A 24,800-nucleotide genomic window follows, 5' to 3' on the forward strand; every position below is an offset into this window, starting at 1 on the left:
GCGGCTACGGCGCGGACAAGGTGTACGTGTGCGACCACGAGCTTCTGGAGACCTACACCACCGACGGCTATGCCAAGGTGATCTGCGACCTGGTGGAGGAGAAGAAGCCCGAGATCTTCCTGATCGGGGCGACCAACATCGGCCGTGACCTGGGCCCCCGCTGTGCGGCCCGTCTGCACACCGGCCTGACCGCCGACTGCACCCACCTGGACGTGGATGTGACCAAGTACAAGGAGTTCCTGAAGACCACCTCCACCATCGACGTGGACAACACGGTCTTTGAGGAGAACACCAACTTGAAGATGACCCGTCCCGCCTTCGGCGGCCACCTGATGGCCACCATCATCTGCCCCCGGTTCCGTCCCCAGATGTCGACGGTACGTCCCGGCGTGATGAAGAAGGCTCCCTTCGACCAGGCCAAGGCTGACGCCGTTGTGGTGGAGAAGCCCGCGGTGGCCCTGACCAAGGAGGACATCCATGTGGAGGTCCTGGAGGTGAAGAAGGCTGCCAAGAAGCTGGTGGACCTGATCGGCGCCGACGTGGTGGTGTCCGTGGGCCGCGGCATCAGCAAGGACGTGGAGAAGGGCATTGCCCTGGCCGAGGAGCTGGCTGAGGTTCTGGGCGGCGTGGTTGGCGCCTCCCGTGCCGTGGTGGACGCTGGCTGGATCTCTGCCGACCACCAGGTGGGCCAGACCGGCAAGACCGTGCATCCCAAGATCTATGTGGCTCTGGGCATCTCCGGCGCCATCCAGCACAAGGCCGGCATGCAGGACTCCGAGTGCATCATCGCGGTGAACAAGAACGAGACCGCCCCCATCTTCGAGGTGGCCTCCTACGGCATCACCGGCGACCTCTTCAAGGTCACCCCCATGCTCATCGAGTCCATCAAGGCCCTGAAGGCCTCCAAGTAATTCGTTTTCCTTTCACAGCAGCATAAAATAGAAAGAAGCGGGAGCACAGAACCATCTGTGCTCCCGCTTCTTTTCTTGATAAGCAGATCAATATTTGGTGTCATACTCCCAGGGGGCGCCGCCGCACAGGCAGCCGCCGTCCACATGGTAGGCCTGACCAGTCATATAGCTGGAGGCGTCGGAGGCCAGCATAATGGCCATACCGACTAGCTCGTCCGGACGGCCGGGGCGTCCCATGGCGATCCGGTCCTTCAGATAGACGGAACGGGTAGGATGATCCCAGGTTACCTGGGTCAGCTCGGTCAAAATATGGCCGGGGCTGATGGCGTTGGCGCGGATGCCATACTGGGCAAACTCCACCGCCATGGCACGGGTGAGGGCAATCACACCGCTCTTGGCCGCGCCATAGACCGAACAGCCGCCCAGCATCCCCTCGTCATTGTGGGAGCCAATGTTGATGATGTGTCCGCTCTTCCGCTTGTACATCTCCCGGGCAACGGCCTGACTCATGAAGAAAAGCCCCTTCAGGTTGGTGTCCATGATGCGATCGTAGGTCTCTTCCTCCACATCCAGGAGACCCTCGCGCTTGTTGATACCGGCCACATTGAAGAGCACATCGATCTTTCCATAGCGGGCGACCACTTCGTCCACACAGGACTGGATGCTGGAGCGGTCAGCCACATCCAGAAGGTGGGCCGACACGTGGCAGCCCTCCGCGCTCAGCTGGTTTACCAGCTCCTCACATTTGGAAAGCGTGCGGCCGCACAGGGCGACTTCCGCGCCGGCACGGGCCAGGCCGGCACTGATGGCAGCGCCGATTCCGCCGGCCGCGCCGGTCACCAGAATGGTTTTGCCCTCCAGAGAAAAGAGACTGTGGAGATATTCTGCCGTATTCATCAGCGGATCCCCTCCCGGTGGAAGAGGGCGCGGATCTGGGCGTCATCCTCAACGGTGGCATTGGGCATGGGGAAGGTGCTAGAGCTGGAGGCAGCAATGCCGCGCAGCTTCAGGGCCTCTTTCAGCACGGGCAGGAAGGGGCTGCGGACGGTGTAGAGATCCATCAGGCGGTTGATGGTCTGCTGGCCCTTGGCGATTCCGTCCAGATCGTTGTTGCGGAAGGCCTTGACCCAGGCGGCGCAGAGCTCAGGCACCACATTGGAGAGAGCGCCGATGCATCCGTCCCCGCCGGAGAGGACGTTGTGAGCAAAGTTATCGTCAAAGCCGGAGTAGATCTCAAAGTCGGGCAGTTCCGACTTGACTACCTTGATCAGCTCGCGGGTGTGGTCCATACCGGAGATGGTGTCCTTCATGCCCACGATGTTGCTGTGCAGCTTAGCCAGCTTGACCACGGTATGGGGAGAGATGGTGTATCCGGTGTTGTCCGGGAAGTTGTAAATGTAGATGGGGCCGTCGATGGCGCCGGCCAGATGATCGTAATACTGAAGCAGAGCCTCATCGTCAAAGTGGAAGTAGTAGGGGGGAAGGATCATAACCGCGTCGGCCCCCTGCTCCAGGCAGTAGTTGGAGAAGGAGATGATCTCATCAGCTACCATGCTGGAGGTACCCACGATGAGCTTGACCCGATGGTCAATGGTATCGATGGCGAACTTTGCCATGGCGCGGCGCTGCTCCATATTCATGGCGAAAAATTCACTGCTGCTGCCCTCGACCAGAATGCCGTCCATGCCCTGTGCGATCAGGTTCTCATAGAGCTTCTTCTGGCTGTCCAGGTCCAGGCTGCCGTCGGCGTGGAACATGGTGATCGCGGGGGTCAAATAAGCTGCTTTCATTTTCATACCCTCTCTTTTCTGCGCGATGCGCATATTTTCCGTATCGTGAAATCATTTTCCGAATTGAAAATACAAAACCAAAACGCCTTCTGGAATTGTCCTTATGATAGCGCGCTTTTGGAACCTTGTCAAGGGCCCGGGACAAATCCCGACGGAAAAAGAATCCCCCCGTTCAGAAGACGGGGGGATGGGGATGGAACTTATTCCAGACCGGCGCCCTTCATAGCAGAGAGAGCATGGTCGGTATAGAGCTTGTAGAAGCCCTTGCGCTTCTCACGGGGCAGGATACCAGCCTTGGCACGCTCCTCCAGAACCTTGGTGGCCTCCTCCACGGTGCAGGGCTTGCCGTGGATACCGGTGAGGTTGATGGTGCGGTCCTTGACGCTGTAAGAGATGAGGTCGCCCTCCTCAATGAAGGCGATCGGACCGCCGGCAGCCGCCTCGGGAGAGACATGGCCAATGGCCGCGCCGCGGGTGGCGCCGGAGAAACGGCCGTCGGTGATGAGAGCCACCGAGCCGTTGATCCGCTCGTCGCACACGATGGCCTCGGTGGTCATGAGCATCTCAGGCATACCGCAGCCGCGGGGACCCTCGTAGCGGATGATGACCACCTCGCCGGGATTGATCTGGTTGTTGACCACGGCGTCGTGGGCGTCCTCCTCGTGGTTGAAGACACGGGCCACAGCGTTGACCACCTCGCGCTGGTTCATGGCGCAGGCGGAGTACTTCAGGACGCTGCCCTCGGGGGCGATGTTGCCCTTGAGGATGGCCACAGAGCCCTTCTCGGGGGCCTTCTCCACGGGGAAGATGACCTGCTCACGGGTCAGGCCGTAGTTGTGCAGGTAGCCCAGGTTGCGCTCAAACCAGTTGTCCTTGTGCAGATCCTCCAGGTTCTCACCCAGGGTCTTGCCGGTGACCGTCATCACATCCAGATCCAGCATGTCGCGCAGCATCCACTGGACCATGGGCACGCCGCCGGCGAACCAGAAGGACTCGGTCAGGTGCTGGCCGGAGGGATTGATGTTGCCCAGGTGGGGCACCTGATGGTTGATCTCGTCAAAGAGCTCGATGGGCAGGTCATAGCCCAGCTCACGGGCGATGGAGGGCAGGTGGATGGTGGCGTTGGTGGAGCCGCCGATGGCGCTGTGAACAATGATAGCGTTGCGGAAGGCGGCAGGGGTCATGATCTTGCTGGGAGTGATGTCCTTCTCCACCAGCTCCATGATCTTGCGGCCGGCATAGCGGGCGTACTGGATCACGTCACGCATGGTAGCGGGAGCCAGCGCGGCGCCGGGGAGGGTGAGACCCAGGGCCTCAGCCACACACTGCATGGTGGAGGCAGTACCCAGGAAGGTGCAGGCGCCCACCGAGGGACAGCCGGTCAGCTTGTAGTCCCGGACTTCCTGCTCGGTGATGGCGTCCTTGCGCTTCTGGCGCAGGGAGATATCGCCGGCCACCAGAGAAGTGGTCTGATTGGGGCCGGGGCGCATGGAGCCGCCGGGCATAAAGATGGTGGGGATGTCCATACGGGCGGCCGCCTTCAGATGGGCGGGGATGGACTTGTCGCAGCTGGAGGAGAGGATCATGCCGTCCCAGGGCACGGCGGAAGCGTGGACCTCCACCATGTTGGCCAGCGCCTCACGGGAGGCCAGAACGGCATTCATGCCGTCATGACCCTGGGCGCAGCCGTCACAGATATCGGTGGCATAGTACTTGGCAGGCTTGCCGCCCTTTTCGTACACGCCGTAGACGGCCTGCTCCACCAGCTGGTTCAGATGCCAGCTGCCGGGATGAGAGTCGCCGTAAGCGCTCTCCACCATGATCTGGGGCTTGTTGATATCAAGATCGTCCCAGCCGGTGCCCATCTCCAGAGCGTCGAACTGGGCCCACAGCATACGGTCGGCATGGCTTTTCTGATTCATAAATGCGTCCTCCTTTGGGCATAGAAAACAAATCGGAAATAAAAGAGGAAAAAATGGCCTGCCCCATGCTCGGTAAAGCAAGCAGCAGACCATTTCTCCTTTGGCAGGTTTTCTGGTGGGAGGAGAAAGGCTCCTCGCTTTTTCAAACGTGTTCGATTGGAAGAGTTTTACTTAGCAGGCGATCAGATGATTCCGATCATATTGCAGATCAGCAGCAGGATCATGCTGAAGACGCCAGCCACGGCATCGGGGATGGTGATGTACTTCAGACCCTGAGTAATGGTGCCCAGGTTGAAGAAGCGGCTGACCACCCAGAAACCGCTGTTGCTCACGTGGTTGAAGCACAGGGTGCCGGCACCGATGGCCAGAGTGGCGGCCACGGGGCTCAGGCCCAGAGTGGCCATCATGGGGCCAACCACGCCCACGGCGGTGATGCCGGCAGTGGTCATGGAGCCCACAGCGGTCATCATGATAGCACCGCAGAAGAAGGGGATCAGGATGGCGGGGATGGGCAGCTTGTCGATCAGCTCAGTCAGCTCGCCGATGGCGGGGCAGGCCTTGATAACCTCGGAGAAGGCGCCGCCCATAGCGGTGATGAGGAGAGCGGCCAGAGCCACTTCCAGACCACGGGCGATCCAGCTGTTGAGCACCACTTCGTTGAAGCCCTTGGGATCAGAACCGGTGGACTCCAGGTTGCTCGCACGGACGGACTTCTTGTGGAAGGTGGCCAGGATCATGGTGTAGATCACACCGGCGCCCAGAGCCACGACCTTGTCGCTCATGATGGCGGCCACAGTGCGGATCATGGCGTCTTCCGCCACGCTCTCAGGAATGGACATGTTGATGAAGGAGCCGCCGGCGATCAGGACCACCGGGATCAGGATGGTCAGGAAAGCGGCAAAGGTATTGGGCAGATCAGGCTCGTTGATGAGGATGTCGGAGACGCTGTTGGACTTGGTCTCCTCAATGCCCTCGACCACGGCGGGCACGGGCTCGATCCATTCCTTCTCACACCACTTCTTCAGGACCAGCCAGGTCAGGAAGAAGGCGATCGCAGTGATGACAATACCCCAGGTGATAACCATGCCCAGGTCGGCGCTTAGAGCGACAGACACAGCCAGGATGCCGGGCGTGGGGGGAACCATGGCGTGGGTCAGGTTCAGACCGGTCTGAGTGAAGGAAGCCATGGTGGACATGGAGATGTGCTTACGCTTGGAGAGCACGTTGGCGATGTTGGAGCACAGGATGGTGGTGATATCGCCAAACACGGGGATGGAGACCACATAGGCGGTCAGCGCGGGAGCCAGCTCCAGGTTCTTACCGTGGAACAGGCGGATGAAGAAGTTGGCAATGGCCTTGGCGGCGCCGGTATCCTGTACGCCCATAGCCAGAATGGCACCCAGCATGATGGGGATACCCAGGCTGCCAAGGGTATTACCAAAGCCCTTGGTCAGAAGACCCATGGCTTCCATGAAGGGGAAGCCGTTGACCAGAGCCATACCCAGACCAACCAGGAACAATGCAAACGTGGGATGCAGCTTTACCTTCATAATCAGCACCACCAGAATGGCGATGGCGATTACGAGAGTAATGAGAAATAATACAGCAGACACTCAAAAAACTCCCTTTCCATAACAAACGCTTGCCCATCTGCAAAACCTTCTAAGAATGCAGACGGGACCGGGTCAGGATGCGCGGTTGCTCGACCAATCGATGGGATTACCGGAGGTACATAGGGTTCTGTATCCTCCTGTAGGGTTTCCGTACGTTTGAGACACTCCTCCTTCCTCTGTGCACAGTCGAAAACTGTGGACCTGCCGTGCATATCTCCATGTGATTCCGCTATACGGAATCACATTTCGGGAGATGATGCTTAAAAAATGCGCTCCTTTTATGGATGCACATTTTAACGTGATTATAATAACCGCTTTGGTTGGATTTGTCAAGATACAATAAAAAACGGAGTGAAAAGTAGAAAATTTAGAATAAAATGTTGTAAACTTGATGGTCTGAATCAAAAGAGATGAAACAATATGAAACTTATTTCTGCGATTTGGTCTGGATTTACTTTCTCCAATATAAAAATTAATAAGGTGACCGGATAAAAAGAGACAAAAAACGACTGAGAACAGAATGCAGAAAGTGGTTTGACACACCGGAAAAAGCTATGGTATAACAAAATCAAATCATAAAGCATAGATCAGAAAGCGGTGAAAGAAATCATGCGAGCGGACGATTTCTATAAGCATTCTTTTAAGTTGGAACACGGAGTCGGCTCGCTCTTTGTACAGAATACGGGCCGGCAGCAGTGTGTACCTGGGTACCGCTGGGGACCGGGCGTACGGGACCATTACCTGATCCACCACATTCTCGCCGGGCGGGGAGACTTTGTGGTGGATGAGCAGCACTATACCCTCTCCGCAGGGGATACCTTTCTGGTCTATCCCAATACCAGCATTCTGTATTATGCCGATGAGCAGGAGCCGTGGGAGTATGTCTGGGTGGGATTCCAAGGACGGGAGGCCGGCGGACTGGTGGAGCAGACCCCGTTTGCTCCAGACCGCCCGGTACTGCGGGGATTTTATCCCGAAGAGATCAGCCGTTTGCTGCTGGAGCTCTATTCAGACTACGGAACGACTGCATGGAGCGGCTGCGCGCTTACCGGGAGGCTCTATCTCTTTCTGGCGTTTCTGGTTGACCATGGGCGTGGAGGAACAGCCGGGGAGCGGGACAGGGAGGACTGTGCGGAACAGGCCGCCCGCTATGTGATGAGTCACTATGAACAGCCCATCACGGTGGAGCAGCTGGCAGAGTTTGTCTCCACCAGCCAGAACAGTCTCTACCGCAGTTTTAAGGAACGGTTCCAGGTATCCCCCAAACATTTTATTGTGGAATACCGGATCGAACAGGCCTGCCGCCTCCTCTCCAGCGGGATGTACTCGGTACAGGAGATCTCCAATTCTGTGGGATTTGAGGATCCGCTCTACTTTTCCCGCGCATTCAAGCGGGTCAAGGGACTTTCCCCAAAAGCCTATGCGGAGCAGTGCCGGAAGAATGGAATATAATAGAGGGGAAGCTCCTCCGTTTTCAGGACTGAAAATGGAGGAGCTTTGTACTTTTTGACACGGAATGAGCTGTAAATAGAGAAATAAATTGGAGAAATGGCTGCGAGGCAGAAAGAAAAAAGAAACAAATGGTTACATTTTAATATAAAGTCTACCAAACCTATGTGTTTTATGTTACAATACGCCGGCTGAAATATTTCCCATCCGATTGGGGCAGGCAGAGAAGAGCTGCCGCCATAAGAAAAGAACAGGAAGATCAGGAAAGGAAGATATGTGGACATGAACTGGTATCGACGAGCGCTATCTGGACTGCTTGCAGGCGCCATGGGCGTATCCCTGCTGGGGACCGCTCCGGTGGCTGCGGCGGCGGAAACACGCGGTGCCGGCACTGTGCAGGACGCAGAGGGAGAAATTACGGTCACGCTGCGTCTGGACTACCCCATGACCGTCTCCGGCTGGAAGGCAAGAGCCCCGAAAGTCACGCTCAAGCGGGATGGAGCGGCCCTGCTCCAGGCCGGCCTGGAGAAAGCGCAGACCCTCCCGGACGGCGGGAAGGGAAGTGTAGAGATCGCACTGCGCACCGAGGGAGAAGAGGTACGCTATGTGGATATGACCTTTGCCGGGCTCTCTGCCCGGGAGGGGGAGAATACCTATGCGCTCTCTCTGGAGGGAACCGGTTTTTGCCCCTATACCACCCCGGAGCTCACCCTGGATACCCACTCCAAAGGTGTGGTCCTGGGAACGGGAGACGCCACCTTTACGCTGGGTGATGTGACCGGCGACGGCCTGGCCGATCAGCGGGATGTAGCCCGGGTGCGGGATGCATTGGACACCGCGGATGCCGCATGTGACCTCAATGGGGACGGCGTGGTGGATATTTCCGATCTGGCTACCGTCACCATGGCCCAGGATGCCCAGGGCACGGCGCAGATCTTCCAGACCGCGCTGATCCCCGCCAACACGCTGGATCTGGAGCGCATCCAGGAAGCCGTGACGGCGGCAGCTGTGGTAGAGGGAACCGTGTCCGACCTCTTTGCGGACAATGGCCAGAGCGTCAAGCTCTCACCCAAGGGAGAGGAGAATACCATCACGCTGCCCATCCCGCTCACCGAGGAAGGGGTGGAGATGGAAGAGGTGGCCATCGTCAGCTCGGCGGCCTATCCGGTGGAAACCGGCGTTGTCGTGGCTGAGACAGCCAGCGGAGAGACGCTGGAGATCCCCTTCTCCCAGGCACTGCCTGAGGGAGTGTACGCCATTACCCGGACCGATGACGGGCGCAGAACGGTGACCATTTCCCTGGGGAACCGGGTGCCGGTCAAGAAGATCACCATCCGGGTGGAGACCAAGGGCGATGAGCCGGTGGTCGTGGAGCAGATCCGCTTCCTCCAGGACATCGTGCCCGAGGAGCCCGCGGTCCATAAGCCGAAGGTGGAGCAGCTGCGGGCAGAGGCCGGTGTGGAGTCGGTCACCCTGCGCTGGAAGGGCGTAGCCAATGTCACCGGCTACCGGGTGGACTATGGCACCAGCCCCGATGCGCTGAACCAGTCCGTGGAGAGCGGAGAGACCACCTGTGTGATCTCCAAGCTGGAGGCGCTTAAGTCCTACTATTTTGCCGTGACCCCCATCTCGGATGCCGGCGGGAGCCGGTGGGAGGGTGCGCGCTCGGAAGTGGTCACAGCCACACCCAAGGTGGAGAGCCGCCCGGACCGGCCCGACCGCCTTCAGGTGGAGCCGGGAGACAGCCTGCTCACCGTGAGCTGGCAGCCGGGCAAGCGTACCCAGTATGTGCGGGTTGAGTACCGCAAGAAGGGGGAGGCTGCTTTCCAGACGCTGTCCGGCTCCTTCCAGAATAACAGCGCTGTTATCGGCGGCCTGGAGAACGGAACGGAGTATGAGGTGAGAGTCTACGGCGTCAATGAGCTGGGACAGAGCCCCTATTCCGAGACGGTGCTGGGTACCCCCAAGGCCGCAGAGTTTGAGACCCCCGATCTGCCCACCGCAAACCGGCTGGATAATCAGAGTATCATCGTCTCGGCGGACTATCCGTCCGGCAACACCGACTGGACGGTGAGCAAGGGAACCCTGCCGGGATCCGTATATGATGGGGACTACCGCACTAGCTGGGTCGCCAGCACGTACAATCGGTCCAGGGCCTTTACCTTTACCTTTGATCATGCCTATTCCATGGACTATCTCATCTATGTCCCCGACCTGGGCAACGAGCCCAGCGGACAAAAGCGTCCCTACCGCAACTTCTTTGACAAGTTCAATGTGAGCATCAACGGGCAGGCTGTACCGGAAGATCAGGTCTCCTTTGAGAAGGGGGAGAATAACACCTACTTTATCGTCAAGTTCCCCCGTTCGGACGTGAAAACCATTACGGTGGAGGGTTCTCAGTGGGCTGGCGCAGGCAACATCAGCCTGTCCGAGATCGCCTTCTATCAGTATGACGGACTGGCTGATGAGATCAACGCCCTCTTTGCCAACGAGAGCCATACCGAGCTGGCGCAGGGTGTGGAGGAAGGAACCATTGAGGCGCTCCGCACCCGGGCGAGCCGTGCCGAGGCCTACTATGTGGATCGGAAGATCCTCTTGGACGAGCTGGACAATGCCCAGCAGCTCCTGGAGGGCCGCCGGAATGAGCTGATGGTGTACTCCGGCCTTCAGAGCCGAAGCGCCGGAGCCGACCAGGCTGCCTTCGGCCAGAGTGCGTCGGCCCTTCAGCCCCTGGGCGTGTCCGCCCGCTCGGGCGCCTGGATCACCGTCTATGTCCAGGGCATCCAGCCCGGCGAGTCGGTCAAGCTGGTGCAGTGGCAGCAGTACTCCGAGACCAATGCCACCCGGGCGGAGTATGCGCTCCGGAACGGACGCAACCAGATTTGGCTCCAGGTCATCGGCAACAGCGGCCTGGGAGAGCGGGGCGGCTCCCTGTATGTGGAGTACGCCGGTTCCCACGGGGAAGACATTCAGCTCCAGATCCGGGATGTGTCGGAGAACAAAAACGTGATCTCTGTCATTCCCATGCTGGATCTGAGCGGAGCGGACTGGTATGGCCACAGCGAGCAGGAGCGCAAGGAACAGCTCACACCCTATGTGGAGGCCCTCAAGACCTACGTGGCCGGACTGAGCCTGAGCAATGACCAGGCGAAAAAGACCAGCATCCGCAATGTGACCGAGGTGGGGGGTCCCGGTATGCTCCTCTCCCTGCCCGCCACCCAGGTGCTGGCCGGTCTGGGCGGAGCCCAGGCCTCTGTGGAGGTCATGACGGACAAGCTCTATGACGCGCTGTGCGCGTGGGAGGAGCTGCTCTTCCTGGCCAATAAGACACAGGGAATCATAAGCGCCGACACTTCCTTTGCAGACTACCAGTATCCCATGAGCACGCGGCACAATATCCGCTTCTCCAGAATGTTCTCCGGTGCGTTCATGTTTGCCGCCGGCAGCTATGTGGGCATCGAGTTCAGCGAGACCAGCGGCATGGTGACCGGTGCTCCGCTGGCCGAGACCGGGACGGGCGCAAACGCCCTCTTCGGATGGGGCATCGCCCATGAGATCGGCCACAACATGGACAAGATCGGAAAGGCCGAGATCACCAACAACATCTACTCTCTGGTGGCCCAGACCGCCGAGGAGACCGGCGAGCTGACCGGCCGTTCCCGCCTGGAGGAGAGCGGATTCTATTCGGACATCTTCCAGAAGACCGCCCTGGGCAAGCCCGGCGAGGCCGCCAACGTCTTTGTACAGCTGGGCATGTACTGGCAGCTCCACCTGGCCTACGATGAGGGCGGAAGCGTTCTGGAGGGGAGTGGTCCCCTGGATTTCTACAACCGCTTCTTTACCCTGTGGAAGTCGGACGCAGAGAAAAACGTCCCGGTCAACGACCGGATCGCCCGTCTGGCCAGTCAGGTCGCCGGGAAGGATCTCTCCGCCTTCTTCCAGCACTGGGGCATGGAGCTGAGCCAGGAGACCCTGGCGTATCTGGCCGCCCAGGGCGAACCCGAGGAGCGGGAGATCTGGTATCTGAGCGACGAGTCCCGCCGCCTGCGCCTGGATGGAGCCGAGCGGGCCCATGTGACCCCCACGCTGGAGAGCACCGCCTCCGGCGGAAAAACGGTGGAGCTGACCATCTCGGTGGACGACCCCGCTATGGTGCAGGGCTATGAGATCCTGCGCAATGGAACGCCGGTGGCCTTCCTGTGCGCGGACGGTACGGCAGTACAGACTTATACGGACCAGGTGGGTGCGGCCAATCACATGGTCTTTACCTACCAGGTGCGCGCCATCGACAAGCTGGGCTATGAGGCCGGCGTGTCCGAGGAACAGCAGGTACGGATCTCCTATGAGAAGACTCTCTCTCCCGAGCTTTACGAGATCCGCCGGGACGAGATGGGACGGGTTCACATCACGGCACGGGAGGGCCTGCTCTCCACGGCTGGACTGCTCCTCACCGGAGAAGCGATCCCGGCCGAGGGGAATGTACAGGCCTGGGTCACCGATGACGCCGGGGCCCAGCCTCTGGAGGGCTGGACGCTGGCCCGGGAGACCAGATTCCAGGGGGGCGAGACCTTCCTGTGCTACTTCCAGAAGCCGGGTGCCGACGCGGATGATACCCGGATCTGGATCTATGACGCGGCCCAGATCATCCTCACCGGAATCCCGGAGGAGATGGCGCTGGAGGACATCCAGCTGCTGGATTATCCGGGGGACAACATCGAGTTCACACCGGGAGCATCCATTGGCGTGCTGGAGAAGGAGTTTACCTATGACACCGAGGAGGGGAAGGAGAGCATCCCGGCCGGAACGGTGATCATCACCGGCAGCTACCGGGGAGATCCCCTGTACAACAAGGTGCGCATCCTGGGTAAATTCCAGGAGCGGAAGCCTGCCTCCGACGAGGCCCCTGTGCTGCGGGAAGAGATCCTGGAGGGCGATGCCTTGCTCTTTGCCGAGATCCCCGAGGATGGAGCGGTGAGCGACATCAGCGACGGCTTCTTCCTCTTTGTGCCCTTGGATCAGGACCTCTTCAAGGCTGTCAATGAGGACCACGGAGAGAAGCCCAGCGCGGGCACTGCGGTACTGATTGAGCTCAAAGCCCAGCTCTACCGCGGTGAGGACATCGAGGGGAACGGGGAGCGCATGACCAGCGATACCCTGTTCATCAGCGTGCCGCGCTATGACAGTATGCCCGCCATTCGTTTCACGACGGAAGAGTGAGCGGGAGATCAGAAGGAGGAACCATTTCATGCATTCCTGGTTTCGTACCGGAATTTGCGCCCTCACGATGGGCGCCATGCTCCAGTTCCCCGCCCTGGCGGCGGGGGTGGAGCTGTCCTTTGACCGGGCGGGCGAGAACGCCGGCGTGACGCTGACGGAGGTGGCCTCCGAACGCTATGCCGCCCAGGTCACCCTCAGCGTGACACAGACCAAAGACATCCAGTTTACCGGCCGGGCGGAGAGCTATGCCATGACCGTCCGGGCCGACCAGGGAGAGATCACCCTGTATGCCGCCGACCGCAATCCGCTGAGCCGTGCAGATGGCCGGCTGGAGATGGGGACCCTGAAGGTGAGTTCGGGCACGGAAATCACCAAGGCCTCCCGTGCGGTGGTCCTGGACCGGAGCCTGGAGCGCACCGAGTGGGCCGACCTGGCCCTGGAGGTAAAGCGGGATACCGCATCCTCCTCCGAGGACGGGAGTGATGGGGAGAGCAGCTCTACCCCCAAAATCACCGTACAGGGAGAGGGCGGGCAGGTCCGGGCGGAGCGGGGCGGCCGGGTGGTCATCACGCCTGACTCCGGATACCGCATTGCCCGCATCCTGCTCAATGGCAAGGAGATCCAAGTGACCAACGTGCTGACCGGGCTGTCCGGAAAGGATCGGCTGGTGGTCTATTTCGAGCGGGAGGAGACAAAGCCCTCTACGCCCTCCTTCACCGACGTGCAGCCGGGAGACTGGTATGCCGGAGCGGTGGAGTTCGTGGTGGAGCGCGGGCTCTTCTACGGACAGTCGGAGACCCGGTTTGCGCCCCAGGCCAATATGAGTCGGGCCATGCTGGTGACCGTCCTCTACCGTCTGTCCGGCGAGAAGGCCCCTGATGCCGCAGGTATCTTTACGGATGTGCCGGCCGATGCCTGGTACAGTGAAGCGGTGGCCTGGGCTTATGACCGGGGTGTGGCCATGGGGGTCCTGCCCGGGCAGTTTGCCCCGGATCAGAACGTCACCCGGGAGCAGACCGCTGCCCTTCTGAGCCGCTTCTGTGCGGTGCAGGGGACCCCTCTGCCGGAGGGAACGCTGGATTTCACCGATCAGGATGAGATCGGTTCCTATGCCCGGGATGCGGTGGCCTCGGTACAGGCGGCCGGACTGATGCGGGGACAGGGCGAGGGACGCTTTGCGCCCAAGGCGCCCATTACCCGCGCGGAGGTGGCGATGCTGCTGATGCAGTACATCCAGTGGAGCCAACCGGAGAACTGAGAGACGCTCTTTGACCTACTCCCCTCTCCTGTTTTTGGAGAGGGGAGTAAAATTTTATAAAAAAAGACTTGCAAAGACTATAAGAGTGTGGCATAATGACCACAGAAGCTCTGGCGAAAATAAAATAGTCCCCGAGTGGGATAACGCAGTGGAGAGACGGGAGACCGCCTGATCCCTGCGCGGAGAACGCAGCCGTAACACTGGTAGAGATACCGTGTGGACGGCTGATTTTATTTTTTAGGAGGGTTTTTGAGATGATTACCAAGTACCACATGCCGGTGGATATCCACTTTGAGATCGGATGCCTGAAAGAGCTGGGCGGTTTTCTGAGCCCCTCGGACCGGGTGCTGCTGGTCACCGACCCGGGCCTCCGGGCGGTGGGCCTGGTGGAGCGGGTGGAGGGGGTCATCACCCCGACAGGGGCGGATCACCTGGTGTACGACGCGGTCTCCCCCAACCCGGACGCCCCGCTGGTGGAGCAGGCCATGGAGACCGTGCGGGACTATCGTCCCACCAAGGTGGTGGCCCTGGGCGGCGGCTCCTCCATCGATACGGCCAAGGTCCTGGCCGCTCTGGCCACCAATGAGGGACCGCTGGTGGATTACCAGTGGAACGGAAAACCCTTCTCCCAGACAGCGCTGCCCCTGATCGCCATTCCCACCACGGCGGGAACCGGCAGTGAAGTGACCATGTGTGCCGTCATTGTGGACCGCAACTGCAAGAAGGGGATCAACAGCCCCGCCCTCTTCCCGGCGGTGGCTCTGGTGGATGCCGAGCTCATGGCCAGCCTGCCCCTCTACCTGACGGCGACCACCGGTATGGACGCCCTCTCCCACGCGGTGGAGGCCTATGTGGGCAAGGGAGCCAATCCCATCACGGATGCCATGGCCCAGGAGGCCATCCGGCTGATCGGCGGGGCGCTCTGGCGGGTGTGTGCCGACGGGAAGGATCTGGAGGCCCGGCGGGACATGGCCATGGGCAGCGTGCTGGCCGGCGTGGCCATGGATCAGGCGGGGTTGGGCCTGGTCCACTCCCTCTCCAGCCCCCTGTGCACCTTCTTCCACATGGCCCACGGCGAGGCCAATGCCGTGCTGCTGAAATACTGCATGGACTTCAACCTGATGGCACGGCCCGAACGTTTTGCACACATTGCCGCCCTTCTGGGGGAAAACACCGCCGGAATGCACCCCTACCAGGCGGCGCAGGCCTCGGTACGCGCGGTGGAGCGCCTCTTCGACGAGACCGGCGTGCGGGTGCCCTTCGCCTCCTTCGGCATGAAGGAGAGCGACGCCGAACTGGTGGCCAGCAACCTCCCCGGCTTCCTGCTGGCCAACAACCCCCGCGCCATCAGCCAGAAGCAGTGTGAGAAGCTCTATCTGGAGATCCTGGCCGATCAGACCCGCTGAGAGATGAGAGGAGGACATTCGATGCAAGTGCGTACTTATCGGAACCTGGTGGACGGCGTTTGGCAGGAGGCTGCCGGCGGACAGACCATGGAGATCTTCTGCCCCTGTGATGGGGAACTGGTCTCCCGTGTACCGGCCTCGGGGCAGGTGGATGTGGACCGGGCGGTGGCGGCAGCCCGGCGGGCCTTTGAGGAGGAGAACTGGGCCTTCAATCCCCGGCTCCGCTCCCAGTGCCTGAGCGCGTGGGGCGCCGCCATGCGGGCCAATCTGGAGGAGCTGGCCACCCGGCTGGCGCTGGAGACCGGCAAGCCCATCAATGAGGCCCGCTTTGAACTCAACAGCTCCATCGGCTATGTGGAATACTATGCCGCCGCGGCCCGGACCCTCTACGGGACGAGCACCGCGGTGGAGCCGGGGCTCCTCTCGGTGCTGGCCCGGGAACCGGTGGGCGTGGTGGCGGTCATCACCCCCTGGAACTACCCGGTGACGCTGCTCATGCGGGACATGGCGCCCGCGCTGGCGGCAGGCTGTACCTGTGTGCTCAAGCCCGCGGCCCAGACCACCGGATGCACTCTGGCGGTTCTGGAGCTGCTGGATCAGATCCCGGCCTTCCCGAAGGGCGTGGTCAACGCCGTGTCCGGCCGGGGCGGAACGGCCGGTCAGGCCCTGGCTGAGCATCCCGAGGTAGACATGATCTCCCTCACCGGCGGACTGGAGACCGGGCAGGCCATCATGCGCACGGCCGCCGACACCATGAAGAAGGTCTCCCTGGAGCTGGGCGGAAAGTCCCCCAACATCATCTTTGCCGACGCCGATCTGGATAAGGCCCTGCCCTTTGCCCTCAAGGCCATCTTCACCAATGCCGGTCAGTTATGCACGGTGGGGTCCCGCCTAGTGCTGGAGGAGTCGCTGGTGGATACCTTCCTGCCCCGCCTGAAGGAGGAGGCCGAGAAGCTCCGTCCGGGCTACTGCATGGAGGAGAGTACTACCCTGGGGCCGGTCATCTCCCAGACCCAGCTGGATACCATCCTGGAGTATATGGAGGAGGGAAAGGCCTGCTCTCAGCTGATCACCGGCGGGTACCGGCTGACGGAAGGGGGCCTGGACAAGGGGTTCTACCTGGCACCCACTATTTTCCTCAATCCGCCCATGGACGCCCGCGTGGTCCAGGAGGAGATCTTTGGGCCGGTGCTGGTGGTGCAGACCTTTAAAACAAAAGAGGAGGCCCTTGCCATCGCCAACGGGACGGCCTATGGACTGGCTTCTGCCGTGTGGAGCCGGGACATCGACAAGGCCATGTGGGTGGCGCGCCGCCTGCGGGCGGGCTCGGCCTGGGTCAACTGCTACAATAAGCTCCTGCCCGAGTGCGAGACGGGCGGGTACAAACAGAGCGGCATGGACCGGGCGGGCGGTGCCGAGGGCATGCTGAAATATACAGAAGTGAAACACCTGTGCGTGGATTTTGGAATCTGAGAGCCATCAGCCGGCACGGAGAGAGCGGTATACCTGCAAAGAGCGGGTATACCGCTCTTTCAGTGTGTCGAAAAACTTCGACACACTTCTCAAAAATGCAGGCATTTTTCGAGGGGATGCAGGCCGCTGCATGCACTCGCTGACGCTCGCACACTTGCAGCCTGAGAAGAGTGTTTTCCGACGTACACGCCGCCGGAAAACACGATTAGACTCTCTTCCGCCGTCTGCGGACGGCGGAACTCTGCGAGGCTCTTGCAGCACAAAGCGCAGACATAAACGTTATCGACCGTCTGAAAGAGCGGATATACCGCTCTTTTTTCTTTTTCTCCGGATTGGTGTACGCAAACGTGCAACATTTGGCCCTGGGGCTCCAAGGGTGAGAAGGAGGAGAGAACACAGATATGGAACGAGGACGGAAGGAGAAAAAGGAGGTCCTGGAGCAGATGCGCCGGATCGTGCGCAGCCGGCCCAATGACGCCGTCAAGCTGGCCTTTCTGGACAAAGAACAGGTGGAGGAGATCGACGGGATGGATCTCTTCCTGCTCTCGGAGCTGAAACGGAGCGGAAACGGCGGCGTGGAGGTCAAACTCAGCGACCCGCTGCAGACCATGGAACGGCTGCTGGCCGTCCTGCGGGAGGGAGAGACCAGTCCCGCCGAGTCCTTCTACCGGGCGCTGGAAAATGGAGCGGGAGGAAAGGATGCGCTTTGAGACTTTTTCCCCGAAGCAGCGGACCGTACTGACCTGGTGGTGCCCCTCCTCCCCGTGGGTAGAGAAGGAGGCCATCCTCTGTGACGGCGCGGTGCGCAGCGGAAAGACCCTGTGCTGCGGACTCTCCTTTTTCTGCTGGGCCATGGGCAGCTTTCACCAGAGACAGTTTGCCCTGTGCGGCAAGACGGTGGGGTCCCTGCGCCGCAATCTGGTGCGGGAGCTGCTGCCGGTGCTGCGGGAGCTGGGCTTTCACTGTGAGGAGCGGGTGAGCCGCAACGAGATCACCGTGCGCTTTGGGGGAAGGGAGAACCGCTTCTCCCTCTTCGGAGGAAAGGACGAGGGGAGCGCTTCCCTCATCCAGGGGATTACCCTGGCGGGGGTGCTGCTGGACGAGGTGACCCTTATGCCGCGCTCTTTTGTGGAGCAGGCCTGCGCCCGCTGCTCCGTGGCCGGAAGCCGGCTGTGGTTCAACTGCAACCCGGAGGGGCCGGAGCACTGGTTCTACCGGGAGTGGATCTGCAGGGCCGAAGAGCGCAGAGCCCTCCACCTCCACTTCACCATGGCGGATAACCCCTCCCTCTCCCCGGAGATCCGGCAGCGCTATGAGCGGCTGTACAGCGGCACCTTCTACCTCCGCTTTGTTTTAGGGGAGTGGGCGGCCGCTGAGGGGCGGGTATACGACTTCTTTGACGAGAGCTATGTCCGAGCGCCCCCCGAGGGGGAGATGGAGGAGTGGCGCATCTCCTGCGACTACGGCACGGTCAATCCCGCCTCCTTCGGCCTGTGGGGACGGAAGGACGGGGTGTGGTACCGGGTGGAGGAGTACTACTATGACTCCCGCCGGGAGGGACGGCAGAAAACCGACGGGGAGTATGCCCAGGATCTGGAGCGGCTGGCCGGAGGACGGGAGATCTCCTGCGTGGTGGTGGACCCCTCGGCAGCCAGCTTTCTGGAGACCCTGCGCCGCGCGGGCTGGCGGGTGGTCAAGGCGGAGAACGACGTGCTGTGGGGCATCCGCATCACCGCCGAGCTGCTGCGCAGCGGACGGCTGGTGATCACACCCGCCTGCCGGGACAGCATCCGGGAATTTTCCCTCTACTGCTGGGACCGGCGGGGGACGGAGGACAAGGTGCGCAAGGAATTTGACCACGCCATGGACGACATCCGCTATTTTGCCGCCCTGGTCAAGCGCCGGGAGCAGGCGGGATGCCTGAGCGGCGGCTTTGTGGAGCGGCGGGTATTTTGATGGACAGGAGGAATCAGTATGGGCTGGCTGGACAGGCGCCGAAAACCGGCGCAGGCTGTGCCGCAGATACAGCTGCGGCAGCCGGAAAAACATCCCTTCGGGGCGTGGGACGGGTATGTGCCGCTGCACAGCGGTGAGACTGCCCTGTACCGGAGCATCCGGGAGGCGGTCCCCATCGTGGACGCCGCTATTTTGAAGCTCATCCGCCTGGTGGGCGGCGTGGAGGTGGAGGCGGCAGACCCGGCGGCCCGGGCGGGCCTGCGGCGCTTTCTCAGCCAGGTCCCCACCGGGCGGGGACAGCGGGGACTGGAGTCCTTTCTGGACTGCTATCTGGACTCCCTTCTCACCTGCGGCCGGGCAGTGGGGGAGGTGGTGCTGGACCGGCGGCACAGAGAGGTGGCCGCTCTGCTGTGCGCCAACGTGGCCGACATCGAGATCCGGGAGGGGGAGAGTCCCTTGGATTTTGCCCTGTGCGCCCGGCAGAGTGGGGGAGAGCCGGTGGAGCTGCCCCGGCAGGATCTGCTTCTCTTCACCCCCTTTCAGCCGGAGACCGACAGCCCCTACGGGGTGTCCCTGCTGCGCTCCATGCCCTTCCTCACGGGCATTCTGCTCAAGATCTATCAGGCCATCGGCATGAACTGGGAGCGGATGGGCAATGTGCGCTTTGCCGTGGTCTACAAGCCCGGGAGCGACGGTATGGAGCGGGCCTATGCTCAGGAGCGGGGCATGCAGATCGCCCGGGAGTGGTCGGCCGCCATGCAGGAGGGCAAGCAGGGCAGCATCCGGGACTTCGTGGCTGTGGGCGATGTGGACATCAAAGTGATCGGCGCGGACAACCAGGTCCTGGACAGCGAGGTGCCCGTGCGGCAGATCCTGGAGGAGCTGGTGGCCCGCACCGGCATCCCGCCCTTTCTGCTGGGGCTGAGCTGGTCCTCCACCGAGCGGATGAGCACCCAGCAGGCCGATATGATGACCAGCGAGATCACCGCCATCCGCCGCTCCCTCACCCCGGTGGTGGAGCGGATCTGCGAGATCTGGCTGCGGGTCCACGGGTATGAGACCGGCGTGGAGGTCACATGGGACAACATCAACCTCCAGGATCTGGTGGAAGAGGCCCGGGCGGAGCTCTACCGGCAGCAGAGCGAGAAGCTCCGTCTGGAGATGGAACAGGCCGGTGCGCAAGACCGGCAGAGAAAGGAAGGAGAACCATGAAGCTATCCAAAAGGGCGCAGGTAAAGGAAGGGGTGGACCTCTCAGAAGAGGATCTGGCCCTCATCCATGCCCAGAGCCGCAGTCCGCTGACGGCAGAGGAGATCTACCCCTTCGCGGTGCGCCTGTGCGACAACCGGGTGGACCGGGACGGGGAGCGCTTTCCCCGGCAGACACTGGAGGAGCTGGCCCCCCTCTTCGTGGGCAAGTGCGGCATCTTTGACCACCGGTGGAGCGCCCGGGAACAGGTGGCCCGCATCTACCGCACCGAGGTGGTGGACGAGGAGGGCACGGCCGAGGGCGGCGAGGGCCGCTGCTACCTGAAGGGCTACGCCTACATGATGCGCACCGAGAGCAACAAGGATCTCATTGCCGAGATCGAGGGGGGCATCAAGCGGGAGGTGTCGGTGGGGTGCAGCGTGGCGCGCCGGGTGTGCTCCATCTGCGGCGCCGATCTGGAGGACCGGAGCCGCTGCACCCACGTGAAGGGAGAGGAGTACCACGGACAGCGCTGCTGGGCCGAGCTCCTCCAGGCCACCGACGCCTACGAGTGGTCCTTTGTGGCGGTGCCCGCCCAGGAGCGGGCGGGGGTCATCAAGGGCCTCTCTCCCACCCTGAAGGATCTGGTACAGTCCCATCCGGAGTGCCGCTCCGAGCTGGAGCGCCTGGAGGAGGAGGCCGCCCGGGGACGGCGCTATCTCTCCTCCCTGCGGGAAGAGGTGGCCCGCCTGGGCGGAATGGCCGAGCCGGGGCTGCGGCAGAAAACCCTCCGCTCCATCGTGGAGCGGCTGGGGGAGGAGGAGTTGACCGCCCTCAAACGCCTCTATGAGGCCAAAGTGGAAGAGGCATACCCCCAGGGAAGTCAGCTGAGCTACGCCTCCTCCCGCACCGGGAGGGAAGGCGGCGACGAGGTATTCCGAATCTGAGCAGATATACCCCCGTTTGAGGGGAGGAGAAAGGAGAAAACGAGATGAAACAGGTATCCTTTGAGGGCATCGGCCAGGTGCTGGCCACCTTCCAGGTCGGCGAGGGCGTTGTGGAGGGCCACACCGTCCGGGTCAGCGGAAACGGAATGGTGGAGCCCTGCACCGATGGCGGAAGCGTGGACGGCGTGGCCGTGGTGGTGAAAAATGGCTGCGCCGCGGTTCAGGTGCGGGGCTTCGCCACGGTCAAGGCCACCGGCGTGACCGCCGGGCGGGTCAAGCTCTCGGCCGACGCAAGCGGCGGCATGAAGACGGATGAGGAGGGGGGCACCCCCTATCTGGTCGCCGAGGCCGACACCACAGCGGGCACCATTGCGGTGCTCCTCTAAGCAGAAAGAAAGGATGGGATGAATCATGGGTCGTCAGTATGACAATCTGAGACTGGAAAAGGGCATGTATCGGGAGGCCGGGCGCTCCTTTGCCCAGGTGCTGGAGCAGGAGGATCCCTCCGAGCAGTACAAGGGCACCGCGCTGGAGGGTTTGGACGCCTACCAGCGGCAGCTCAAGCGCTTCGACATCAAGGTGAAGGGACCGGCCAGTGACGTGGTGGAGAAATTTTTTGCCACCTCCCAGTCGGCGGTGCTCTTCCCCGAGTACATCGCCCGCTCGGTACGGCAGGGCATGGAGGAGAGCAATCTCCTGCCCAGCATCACCGCGGCGGTCACCCGGTTTGATGGGATGGACTACCGCTCCATCGCCTCGGTCCCCCAGGAGAAGGACAAGGAGCTGCGCCATGTGGCCGAGGGCGCCGAGATTCCCCAGACCGAGGTGCGCACCCAGGAGAATCTGGTGCGCCTGCACAAGCGGGGCAGAATGCTGGTGGCCTCTTATGAGGCGGTGCGCTATCAGAAGCTGGACCTGTTCTCCGTGACCCTGCGCCAGATCGGCGCCCACATCAACCGGATGCATCTGGAGGACGCCATTGACGTGCTCCTCCACGGAGACGGAAACGACAATCCCGCTCAGTCCTTCACCGTGGGCACTTCGCCCATCGGAGGCTCCAAGGGCACCCTGACCTACGAGGATCTGGTGGATTTCTGGGCCCAGTTCGACCCCTATGAGATGAACACCCTGCTGGTCTCTAGCGATGTGATGCTCAAGATGCTCAAGCTGGAGGAGTTCCAGAATCCCCTGACCGGCCTCAACTTCCAGGGCACCGGCAAGCTGGTCAGCCCCCTGGGCGCCAACCTGCTGCGCACCTCCGCCCTGGGAAGCGGTCAGATCATCGGCCTGGATAAGAACTATGCCCTGGAGATGGTGCAGGGCAGCGATGTAATGGTGGAATACGACAAGCTCATCGACCGCCAGCTGGAGCGGGCCGCCATCACCAGCATCAGCGGCTTTGCCAAGCTCTTTGCCGACGCGGCCAAGGTGCTGAACGTATAAGAATCCGGAGAAGAGGGGGAGAGACGGGATGGAAGAGGAGATCTACCAGCTGGCCCGACAGTTGGGCGAGGTGAGCGAGGGAGAGGAGGAGGCCCTGCGCACCCTGTGTGCCGGGGCAGAGGAGGAACTGCGGCTGCGGCTGCGCTCCGGCTGTACCCCCGAGAGCTGCGGAAAATGCTTCCCGCTGGCGGCGGCATGGCTGGCGCTGGGGGGACTGGAGGGCCTGCGGGGCGGAGTAACCGACTTTTCCGCGGGAGATATGCGCATTTCCGCCCGAAGCGGTGAGGGGAGCGCCTGGTACTATGCCCAGGCCCAGCGCACCCTGAGCCCCTATCTGGAGGATGACGGGTTCTGTTTTCGAGGGGTGAGAGGATGAGAAGGAATGTTCTGCCGGGCCTCCTGCGGCGGTACGGACGACAGGTCGTCCTGGAGGACGGACGCACCGGCATGGCCTTTGTGCAGCCCATCCTGGAGCGCAGTGAGCGTTCCGACCAGGTCCTGCCTACCCCGCTGGGGCGCAGGCGGGCCGACCGCTTCCTCTACCTGGGGGCGGCCGAGCTCCCCCTGCGCTGGGGAGACCGCCTGCGGTGCGGAGAGGAGTACTACCGGGTCTGTTCTGCCCAGGCCATCTATGTGGGCGGAGCGGTCTCCCACTGGTGGGGGATGCTCCGGCCGGAGGAGTGAAGCAATGACAGCACTGGATACCATCCGGGAGACCATGGCCCGGTATCTGAATGAAAACGGCGTGGCCGCCATCACCGCCTGGCCCGAGGAGAACCGGGCACGCCCCCAGGGAGCGGTGGCGGCGGTCTCCCTCCGGGCATGCGAGGGAGAAAACGCGGGGTTTCAGAATTACCTGGGGGAGCGCTACAACCAGGAGAGCGGTCGCTGGGAGGAATTATATGGCCGGCGGGTCACCCTGACCTTTGGGCTGGACCTCTACGCCGGGACTGGCGGGACGGAGGGAGAGAAGCAGGTGCGCGCGGCCTTTGACCGCATGGCCGAAGCCCTCCACCGGGGAGGACCGGACGGATTGAAGATCAAGAGTCTCTCCTGTGGAGAGACCGACTATGACAGGACGGCGGACCGCTACCGCTGCCCGGCGGAGGCGGTGTGTGAGGCCTTCCTCTATGCCGTGGCCGACGAGGGCGGGACCTTCCTGGAATTTGAGGTGAAAGGAGCGGCACAGTTTTGAAGCAGATCACAAGCCATGAGCGCCCGGGAGTCTACTCCTCCTACGAGGCGTCCACACTGGTCAGCGCCAGCCGGAGAGGCGGCGTGGTAGGCATCGCGGCCAAGAGCGGCAGCGAGCACAAAAATACCCTCTACCGGCTCAGCCGGTATGAGGAGGCGGTGAGTACCTTTGGGGAGGGGGATACCCTGACGGGACTCATCCGCCTGCTCTTTCAGAACGGCGCATCGGCAGTCTATGCCGTGGCGGCGGGAGAGGAGGGCTATGACACCGCCTTCTCCCTGCTGGAACAGGCCGAGGGACTGACCGCCGTGGTGTGCGACAGCACCGAGCTGAGCGTGCAGCAGGCCCTGCGGCAGAGCGTGCTGGAGGCCTCAGCCGCCCGGCGGGAGCGCATTGCCGTCGTCAGCGGCGGAGCGGAGGGTGTCAGTGAGCTCACTGAGCGGGCCCAAGCCCTCAACTGCGAACGGGTCGTACTGGTGGCCCCCGCGCTCGCCGAAGGAGAGGGCGCGGAGCTGGCCGCCGCCGTGGCAGGGGCCATTGCGGGGGAGACCGATCCCGCCGTGCCCCTGGGCGGCGCGGAGCTGATCGGAGTGGGCGGCCTGAGCGCCGCATACGGAGACAGTGAGATCGATCTGCTGGTCCGGGGCGGCGTGACCCCAGTGGAGGAGGTGGGGGGCATATGCTCCGTGGTGCGCGGGGTCACCACCCGGACCACCACCGGAGAGGCCCCCGACAATACCTGGCGGGAGCTGACCACCATCCGGATCGTGGATGATGTGATCCCCGCCGTGCGCAACGCCCTGCGCGCCAAGTTCCGACGGGCCAAAAACACGGAGCAGAGCCGGGGGGCCATCCGCTCCCAAGTGGTGCTGGAACTGGAAAACAAGCGCAGCCGGGAGATTATCACCGACTACGGCGAGGTGCTGGCCCGGGCGGATGAGGAGAATCCCAACGTGTGTGTGGTGGAGTTCTCCTTTACCGTGGCCCACGGCCTCAACCAGATCTGGCTGAGCGCCCATATCACGGTGTAAG

Annotated in this window: 20 protein-coding genes; 16 read left to right on the forward strand and 4 right to left on the reverse strand. The window is 62.0% G+C overall.

The genetic code is table 11. The features are described 5' to 3' along the window. A partial coding sequence (locus INF37_RS11960; RefSeq protein ID WP_193538522.1) for an electron transfer flavoprotein subunit alpha/FixB family protein occupies positions 1–911 on the forward strand: 911 nt, incomplete at its 5' end. A gap of 87 nt (positions 912–998) precedes the next feature. On the opposite strand, the gene INF37_RS11965 is transcribed toward INF37_RS11960, so the two are convergent. From INF37_RS11965 to INF37_RS11980, 4 genes are all read right to left on the reverse strand, one after another. Next, complete coding sequence (locus tag INF37_RS11965) at positions 999–1,808, reverse strand: SDR family NAD(P)-dependent oxidoreductase (RefSeq protein WP_101691596.1); 810 nt, start codon at positions 1,806–1,808, stop codon at positions 999–1,001. Further along, entirely contained in the window at positions 1,808–2,701 is an 894-nt protein-coding gene (locus INF37_RS11970; protein WP_193538524.1) for a dihydrodipicolinate synthase family protein, read from the reverse strand. The genes INF37_RS11965 and INF37_RS11970 overlap by 1 nt, the downstream gene beginning before the upstream one ends. Positions 2,702–2,901: 200 nt before the next feature. After that, positions 2,902–4,623 (reverse strand): dihydroxy-acid dehydratase, encoded by a 1,722-nt coding sequence (ilvD, locus tag INF37_RS11975; RefSeq protein ID WP_101691598.1) that lies wholly within the window; start codon positions 4,621–4,623, stop codon positions 2,902–2,904. A 182-nt stretch (positions 4,624–4,805) separates the two neighbouring features. Further along, positions 4,806–6,236: a GntP family permease gene (locus tag INF37_RS11980; RefSeq protein WP_193538526.1), complete on the reverse strand. Its 1,431-nt coding sequence runs from the start codon at positions 6,234–6,236 to the stop codon at positions 4,806–4,808. Positions 6,237–6,881: 645 nt separating this feature from the next. On the opposite strand from INF37_RS11980, the gene INF37_RS11985 reads away from it, so the two are divergent. The 15 genes from INF37_RS11985 (at position 6,882) to INF37_RS12055 (ending at position 24,799) form a co-directional block, all read left to right on the forward strand. Further along, positions 6,882–7,688: an AraC family transcriptional regulator gene (locus INF37_RS11985; RefSeq protein ID WP_180956730.1), complete on the forward strand. Its 807-nt coding sequence runs from the start codon at positions 6,882–6,884 to the stop codon at positions 7,686–7,688. Between the two features lie 279 nt (positions 7,689–7,967). Beyond that, complete coding sequence (locus INF37_RS11990) at positions 7,968–12,902, forward strand: fibronectin type III domain-containing protein (protein ID WP_193538528.1); 4,935 nt, start codon at positions 7,968–7,970, stop codon at positions 12,900–12,902. Positions 12,903–12,930: 28 nt separating this feature from the next. Then, positions 12,931–14,160 (forward strand): S-layer homology domain-containing protein, encoded by a 1,230-nt coding sequence (locus INF37_RS11995; protein WP_193538530.1) that lies wholly within the window; start codon positions 12,931–12,933, stop codon positions 14,158–14,160. A gap of 254 nt (positions 14,161–14,414) precedes the next feature. Beyond that, a complete protein-coding gene (locus INF37_RS12000) occupies positions 14,415–15,566 on the forward strand; it encodes an iron-containing alcohol dehydrogenase family protein (protein ID WP_193538533.1) in 1,152 nt (383 codons plus the stop codon). Positions 15,567–15,587: 21 nt separating this feature from the next. Next, on the forward strand, positions 15,588–17,039 hold the full coding sequence (locus INF37_RS12005) for an aldehyde dehydrogenase family protein (RefSeq protein ID WP_193538535.1): 1,452 nt from the start codon (positions 15,588–15,590) through the stop codon (positions 17,037–17,039). 401 nt (positions 17,040–17,440) lie between these two features. After that, positions 17,441–17,749 carry an XRE family transcriptional regulator gene (locus INF37_RS12010; protein WP_101691605.1) on the forward strand — a complete coding sequence of 103 codons (309 nt, stop codon included), beginning with the start codon at positions 17,441–17,443 and terminating at the stop codon, positions 17,747–17,749. Further along, the gene (locus tag INF37_RS12015; protein WP_193538537.1) at positions 17,739–18,995 is read left to right on the forward strand and encodes a PBSX family phage terminase large subunit; all 1,257 of its coding nucleotides are present in this window, start codon (positions 17,739–17,741) and stop codon (positions 18,993–18,995) included. Before INF37_RS12010 ends, INF37_RS12015 begins: the two co-directional genes overlap by 11 nt. An 18-nt stretch (positions 18,996–19,013) precedes the next feature. Continuing rightward, positions 19,014–20,207 carry a phage portal family protein gene (locus INF37_RS12020; protein WP_101691607.1) on the forward strand — a complete coding sequence of 398 codons (1,194 nt, stop codon included), beginning with the start codon at positions 19,014–19,016 and terminating at the stop codon, positions 20,205–20,207. Further along, positions 20,204–21,130: a hypothetical protein gene (locus tag INF37_RS12025; RefSeq protein ID WP_193538539.1), complete on the forward strand. Its 927-nt coding sequence runs from the start codon at positions 20,204–20,206 to the stop codon at positions 21,128–21,130. Before INF37_RS12020 ends, INF37_RS12025 begins: the two co-directional genes overlap by 4 nt. A gap of 44 nt (positions 21,131–21,174) precedes the next feature. Continuing rightward, complete coding sequence (locus tag INF37_RS12030; RefSeq protein WP_193538541.1) at positions 21,175–21,516, forward strand: hypothetical protein; 342 nt, start codon at positions 21,175–21,177, stop codon at positions 21,514–21,516. Positions 21,517–21,541: 25 nt separating this feature from the next. After that, positions 21,542–22,573, forward strand: a complete 1,032-nt coding sequence (locus INF37_RS12035; protein ID WP_193538543.1) for a phage major capsid protein — start codon at positions 21,542–21,544, stop codon at positions 22,571–22,573. Between the two features lie 28 nt (positions 22,574–22,601). Beyond that, the gene (locus INF37_RS12040) at positions 22,602–22,949 is read left to right on the forward strand and encodes a hypothetical protein (RefSeq protein WP_193538546.1); all 348 of its coding nucleotides are present in this window, start codon (positions 22,602–22,604) and stop codon (positions 22,947–22,949) included. After that, a complete protein-coding gene (locus INF37_RS12045; RefSeq protein WP_101691612.1) occupies positions 22,946–23,257 on the forward strand; it encodes a hypothetical protein in 312 nt (103 codons plus the stop codon). Before INF37_RS12040 ends, INF37_RS12045 begins: the two co-directional genes overlap by 4 nt. A 4-nt stretch (positions 23,258–23,261) precedes the next feature. Continuing rightward, on the forward strand, positions 23,262–23,768 hold the full coding sequence (locus tag INF37_RS12050; protein ID WP_186963549.1) for a hypothetical protein: 507 nt from the start codon (positions 23,262–23,264) through the stop codon (positions 23,766–23,768). After that, positions 23,765–24,799 carry a phage tail sheath C-terminal domain-containing protein gene (locus INF37_RS12055; RefSeq protein ID WP_207730492.1) on the forward strand — a complete coding sequence of 345 codons (1,035 nt, stop codon included), beginning with the start codon at positions 23,765–23,767 and terminating at the stop codon, positions 24,797–24,799. The genes INF37_RS12050 and INF37_RS12055 overlap by 4 nt, the downstream gene beginning before the upstream one ends. Position 24,800 lies beyond the last annotated feature (1 nt).

Source organism: Pseudoflavonifractor gallinarum, assembly GCF_014982855.1.
Lineage (GTDB): Bacteria > Bacillota > Clostridia > Oscillospirales > Oscillospiraceae > Pseudoflavonifractor_A > Pseudoflavonifractor_A gallinarum.

What these genes read in the sequence shown, in the direction of transcription:
- INF37_RS11965 (WP_101691596.1), bottom strand. Translation starts at nt 1,808, where the DNA reads ATGAATACGGCAGAATATCTCCACAGTCTCTTTTCTCTGGAGGGCAAA.
- INF37_RS11970 (WP_193538524.1), bottom strand. Translation starts at nt 2,701, where the DNA reads ATGAAAGCAGCTTATTTGACCCCCGCGATCACCATGTTCCACGCCGAC.
- ilvD (WP_101691598.1), bottom strand. Translation starts at nt 4,623, where the DNA reads ATGAATCAGAAAAGCCATGCCGACCGTATGCTGTGGGCCCAGTTCGAC.
- INF37_RS11990 (WP_193538528.1), top strand. Translation starts at nt 7,968, where the DNA reads ATGAACTGGTATCGACGAGCGCTATCTGGACTGCTTGCAGGCGCCATG.
- INF37_RS11995 (WP_193538530.1), top strand. Translation starts at nt 12,931, where the DNA reads ATGCATTCCTGGTTTCGTACCGGAATTTGCGCCCTCACGATGGGCGCC.
- INF37_RS12000 (WP_193538533.1), top strand. Translation starts at nt 14,415, where the DNA reads ATGATTACCAAGTACCACATGCCGGTGGATATCCACTTTGAGATCGGA.
- INF37_RS12005 (WP_193538535.1), top strand. Translation starts at nt 15,588, where the DNA reads ATGCAAGTGCGTACTTATCGGAACCTGGTGGACGGCGTTTGGCAGGAG.
- INF37_RS12010 (WP_101691605.1), top strand. Translation starts at nt 17,441, where the DNA reads ATGGAACGAGGACGGAAGGAGAAAAAGGAGGTCCTGGAGCAGATGCGC.
- INF37_RS12015 (WP_193538537.1), top strand. Translation starts at nt 17,739, where the DNA reads ATGCGCTTTGAGACTTTTTCCCCGAAGCAGCGGACCGTACTGACCTGG.
- INF37_RS12020 (WP_101691607.1), top strand. Translation starts at nt 19,014, where the DNA reads ATGGGCTGGCTGGACAGGCGCCGAAAACCGGCGCAGGCTGTGCCGCAG.
- INF37_RS12025 (WP_193538539.1), top strand. Translation starts at nt 20,204, where the DNA reads ATGAAGCTATCCAAAAGGGCGCAGGTAAAGGAAGGGGTGGACCTCTCA.
- INF37_RS12030 (WP_193538541.1), top strand. Translation starts at nt 21,175, where the DNA reads ATGAAACAGGTATCCTTTGAGGGCATCGGCCAGGTGCTGGCCACCTTC.
- INF37_RS12035 (WP_193538543.1), top strand. Translation starts at nt 21,542, where the DNA reads ATGGGTCGTCAGTATGACAATCTGAGACTGGAAAAGGGCATGTATCGG.
- INF37_RS12040 (WP_193538546.1), top strand. Translation starts at nt 22,602, where the DNA reads ATGGAAGAGGAGATCTACCAGCTGGCCCGACAGTTGGGCGAGGTGAGC.
- INF37_RS12045 (WP_101691612.1), top strand. Translation starts at nt 22,946, where the DNA reads ATGAGAAGGAATGTTCTGCCGGGCCTCCTGCGGCGGTACGGACGACAG.
- INF37_RS12050 (WP_186963549.1), top strand. Translation starts at nt 23,262, where the DNA reads ATGACAGCACTGGATACCATCCGGGAGACCATGGCCCGGTATCTGAAT.